General features: G+C 70.9%; 3 protein-coding genes and 1 pseudogene. All 4 read right to left on the bottom strand.

Translation table 11 applies throughout. The annotated features are described in order from the left end of the window. The coding region (locus AZE13_RS38585) for a DUF317 domain-containing protein (protein WP_258528106.1) at nucleotides 1-193 on the bottom strand (193 nt) is incomplete at its 3' end. Nucleotides 194-298: 105 nt separating this feature from the next. Beyond that, nucleotides 299-709: pseudogene (locus AZE13_RS39390) on the bottom strand (DUF317 domain-containing protein); the annotation flags it as partial. A 107-nt stretch (nucleotides 710-816) separates the two neighbouring features. After that, nucleotides 817-2,634, bottom strand: a complete 1,818-nt coding sequence (locus AZE13_RS31150) for a VWA domain-containing protein (protein WP_066939558.1) — start codon at nucleotides 2,632-2,634, stop codon at nucleotides 817-819. A 94-nt stretch (nucleotides 2,635-2,728) separates the two neighbouring features. Next, the gene (locus AZE13_RS31145) at nucleotides 2,729-3,751 is read right to left on the bottom strand and encodes an AAA family ATPase (protein ID WP_258528108.1); all 1,023 of its coding nucleotides are present in this window, start codon (nucleotides 3,749-3,751) and stop codon (nucleotides 2,729-2,731) included. Nucleotides 3,752-4,554: the final 803 nt, after the last annotated feature.

The raw sequence follows: 4,554 nt of genomic DNA, 5'->3' as shown, positions 1-4,554 counted from the left end.
GGGCTCGGATGAGGTGGGCGGGGGTGTGGGGGTGGGCGGTGGCGTGCCAGAGGACGGTGTCGTCGTTCGCGCGATGGGCAGCCAGGAGCCAGTTCGTGCCGCCGTCATCGAATGCACGGGAGGGGAGGCTGATGACGACCGCTTGTTCGTCGGGTGCGTACCACGTGCACTTGTGCTGGGCGAGGTCGTGCATCCATCCGGCTGTCAGCAGTGGTGTGGTTGCTTCTTCATGCTGGCCTGGAGGCTGCAGGTAGTGAGGGCGACCATCGGTGCCTGGGGCGGCGGCGAGTGTGGTCAAGGCGGTGGCGAGAGCTGTGGGGAGTTCGGGAGGGGTCTGGGCGGAGAAGCGGACCGTCCATGTCGCTGCGTGGCCGGGGCGGGGGCGGGCACTGAACTCCCAGCTCCCTGCGGGGCCGTTCCCATATCGGCGCCGGCTGCCTCCGGGTGTGTAGAGGGCTTCGAGCAGTCCCTTGGGGTCGCGGTGACTGAGTACGAGGCAGTGTCCGAAGAATTCACTACGCCAGCCGTGGTCACGTAGCCCTTGGATGAGGGCCCTGGTGGCCGGGCCATCCGGGCCTGCGAGGTAGCGGGGAATGACCAGAACGGGTCGCGTCGCTGCGTGGTGATTCACCTTGAACTTCCCTTCGTTGAAGCAGGTGCTGGTCGGTGGTTCGGTTATGGGGTTAGCGCGGTCCGCCCGGCGGGACATATCCGCGTGTGCGCTGTCGTAGGCGGGGCCCATAACCGGCACGCGGCATGCGGTTGGGCCGGGCGGTCCGGAGGGCCGCCCCGGGCAGTACCGGGGCGGCTGCCGGGTCAGGAAGTGGCGGCGAGGGCGGCGGTGGCGGCCTTGCCGATGGCGGTGGCGGCCTGGGCCGGGTCGGTGAGTTCGAGCAGCGTGGTGCCGGGCAGGGGGCGGGGGTCGGGGTCGAAGGCGAGCCAGAGCACGGCGCATCCGGCCTGTCGTAGGGCGGTGATGCGTGCGGCGGCGTGGGCGGCTTCGTCGGGGTGGTAGTAGCCGTCGGAGGCGATGACCAGCAGGCGGCCTGCCCCCGGTTGGGTGAGGCTGAGTGCGGCGGTGAGGGCGTCGGTGGCTTCGGCGAGGCTGTGGCCCAGCCCGTTGGCGTTGAACTGTGTCACGCGTGCGGGGGCGCGGCCTGGTGCGGTGATGGCGGTGATGGCCTGGTCGTAGGCGACGGTGGCGGTGCGGGAGTCGGGGTCGGTGAGGGCTGCGGCCTTGGCAAGGATCCAGGCGGCTGAGGCGATCGGGGTGGTGGCGGATCCCATGGATCCGGAGACGTCGACGGCGATTCCGACGCGTAGTGGTGGGGTGGGGTGGGGGCGGTGGGTGGTGCGGGTCCAGGGGGTTGCGGTGGGGGTGACGCCTGCGGCGCGTTGGGCGTCGCGGGCCAGGGCTTGGCGCATGTTGAGGCGTCCGGGCGGGGCGGCCGAGGCGGTGGTGGTGGCGGTGCGTTCCCGGTAGGCGGCAGCCCGCAGGGCTCGGGCCAGTTGCCCGGCGGCGGCCTTCTCCGCAGGCGCCGGGGCGCGGGTGCCGGTCACCGGCGAGCGGCGGCGGCCCTTGCCGGGTTTGCCCGGGGTGTGCGGGCGGCCGCCGGGGGCGAAGACCTTCTCGGCGGTCTTCGCCGCCTGCCGCGCCTGCTCGGCCTGGGCGGCCTTGGCCCGTGCGCGGGCCGCGCGGGCGGCGGCAACCCGGGCTTCGGCGGCGGCCTGCGCAGCCTCGTTCGCCCGTACCTGGCCGACGACCTTGCCGATCGCCTCGGCCAGCTCGCCCTTACGGCAGCCAGCCGGGCCCGGGGGTGGCTCGGGTGCGTGGGGTTGGGTGCCGAGGGCCTGGCACCAGGCGCGGGCGTGCTCCATCATCGTCTGGCCGTCCCCGTCCGCCGTGCTGTGGGCCGCTGTCCAGATGTCGGCGAGGGTTTGCAGGAGGTCGGGGCCGAGGATGCCGGTGACGGTGTTTTCGAGGGTTTCGGTTTCGTCCGGGTCGAAGATTCCGGCGTCGCGGCGGGCCAGGATCAGTCCGGCCGCCAGGGCTGCCTGCCAGCGGTCGGTGGGGGTCTGGGCGGTGAAGTCGTCCAGGACCAGGGTGTGGATCGAGGCCCGCAGATAGCGGCGGTCACAGGGGCGACGGTGAAGGTGGGCGTGTTCGGCGCGGGACTCCTCCAGCACCTGCGCCGCCGTGTCCAGGGCCGTTCCGCGCAGTGCGGGCGGGGTGAGCCAGCGTGTGTGGGCGGCGTGGGCCGCCTCGTGCACCAGGGCACCCCACGCCACCGGGTAGCGTTCCTCGTCGCCGGGGCGCTCGGGGCGGATGGTCGCCGGGTGCAGCGGGGCGAAGAGGGTGGCATCGATCTCCAGCTCGGCCAGGGTGGGGTAGAAGGCGGCCGGTGCGCCGGAGCGCGTGCCCACCTGGCACGTGACGAGGACGTCTTCGCGGCCGGTGAGTTCGGGTAGGCGGGTGCTGAGGGCTGCGCCGATGCGTAGCCAGTGGCTGCTGTGGGTGGTGGGGCGGGGTTCGGGGATGGGGCCGCCGTCGTCCTCCCAGCGTGCGATGGCTTCTTCGGCTTCGGACGGGGTGGGTGGAGTGGGCTGGAGGTGGTTGTGCAACTGGGCAGCCATGGCTGGTGGTTCCCTTCGTGCGAGGGTGATGTGGCGGTGTGGGTGGCGCGGAGGTGGGCCGGTGGGGCCCGGCGGGTGGCCGGGCCCGGGGTGGTTAGAGCTGGCGGCCCAGGGTCAGGGCGGCAACTGGCCTGCCGACGGCCTTGGTGACGATCTCGGCGACGGTGTCGCGGTCTTCCAGGGGTGCGATGCCGACCAGGTTGGCGAAGGCCGCCTCGGTGCCCAGGACATCGGCGATCTTCTGGAAGGCGATCAACTCCCGTAGCTGTGGAGCCCATCCCAGTTCGCCTGTCTTCTGGCTGGTGGCCAGGCGCCGGGCGATCCGCACCGCCGTGGAGTTGATCTTCAAGGCGGCGGCCAGGTCGTAGTCGGAGCCGACCTGGATCTGCACGCTGAACCGCGAGGCCAGCGCCTCGGTCAATACCGCGCCGTGCACGCCCGGGTTGTGACCGGCAATCACGTAGAAGCCGTCGGTGGCCGTGATCGTCTCGCCCTTGTGGGCCTTGACCTGGATCTGCCGCCGACCGTCCATCGCCGGATACAGGGCGGCCAGCACCTTCGGGGAGATCAGTGTCGCGTCGTCCAGGAGGAGCGCGCGCCCTTCCTGCATCGCGGTGACCAGCGGCCCGTAGATGAACTCATAGCCGCCGCTGGCGTCCTGGGTGTATTCGCCGATTAGGTCACCGACAGTGGTGTCACCGTCCCCAGCCACCGTGATCAGGTCCGGGAAGGCCGCCTCGATCAACGAGGTCTTGCCCGTGCCCGGTGGCCCGTACAACAACACCGCAACCCCCGCCTCCCGCAGCTTGCACAACGCCTCGACATCCGGGAGTTGTGCCAGGGCCCTGGGGTGGTACTGCTGGCCGTTCGGACGGGTTACCGGCTGCGGCCTTCCGCTCGGAGGTGAAGCCGCTGGTGTCGCCTGCGGAGCGGTCTGGCGAGGCCCGGGCAGAGAGGTGCTGGCGCGGGGCGGAGCTGGAGGTGCTCCCTGGGCTGCGGCGGCGGTGCTGGAAGACGCCCGGTACATACGGGGCTTGGCACCTACCCTCACTGCCTCACCCCGGGCCACCAGGGTCTCGCAGGCATTGCCGACAGCACCGCCCGAGTGCCCCAGCATCTTCGCCAGCTCGGTAACGCTGAACTTCAAACTGGCATCGACGGCCAGGATTTTGGCGACCGCCGCGCGCAGTTCACCGGGGCGCGCCTTCGAGGGCGCGGCGGAGGAGGCGGGGGAATTGGGGGTGGCAGGCGCCGGTGGGGGCTGGGTGTTCATCAGGACTCCGATCGTGTAGTGGCAGGCGGTGGTTATTTGTCGGTGGGTGGCGCCTGGCGCGGCACGTGGGGCCGCCGGGGCGGTCGAGGCTGCGGGGGTGTGGGGTCCAGCGGTCGTCTGGGCCGGGGGATGCGCGGGATGACAGGGGCGTTGTCGTCTGACGCGTGGTGCATGGGCGTACTCCGTCTTCGAATGTGTGTGGGTGGGACCGCCGCACCGCGCAGGGCTTGCGGGCAGCGTTAGTTGAGTTCGGGTGGCTGACGTCATGGCGGTCATGAGCTGGCTATGCGCAGCCTTGTTTTTGGCCGCACTCCACCCGTGCGCGGATATCCTCCGCAAAAGGAATTGGCGGGATTTTCAATTCCCGTTTCCCGGGAACAATTTAAATATAGCTCGACTCGCGCACCACCTGAAGCCAGATTCCGGCTTGATAATGCTGGAATTCTCGTGAATTCACGACGGGTATTCAGGGGAAATGTCCATGGCGCGACGTAAGGCGTCGTGGCTGGCGGAATGCACGACCGTTTCCCAGCCGCACTTGAATGCGCGGTTCCCCGGCGCGGTGCCCGGCGCGGTGCCCGGCGCGGTGCCCGGCGCGGTGCCCGGCGCGGTGCCCGGCGCGGTGCCCGGCGCGGTGCCCGGCGCGG

It is taken from the genome of Streptomyces sp. NBRC 110611, assembly GCF_001590865.1.
Classification (GTDB): domain Bacteria; phylum Actinomycetota; class Actinomycetes; order Streptomycetales; family Streptomycetaceae; genus Streptomyces.
This window is presented reverse-complemented; position numbering and strand designations above follow the sequence as displayed.

What these genes read in the sequence shown, in the direction of transcription:
- AZE13_RS31150 (WP_066939558.1), bottom strand. Translation starts at nt 2,634, where the DNA reads ATGGCTGCCCAGTTGCACAACCACCTCCAGCCCACTCCACCCACCCCG.
- AZE13_RS31145 (WP_258528108.1), bottom strand. Translation starts at nt 3,751, where the DNA reads ATGCTGGGGCACTCGGGCGGTGCTGTCGGCAATGCCTGCGAGACCCTG.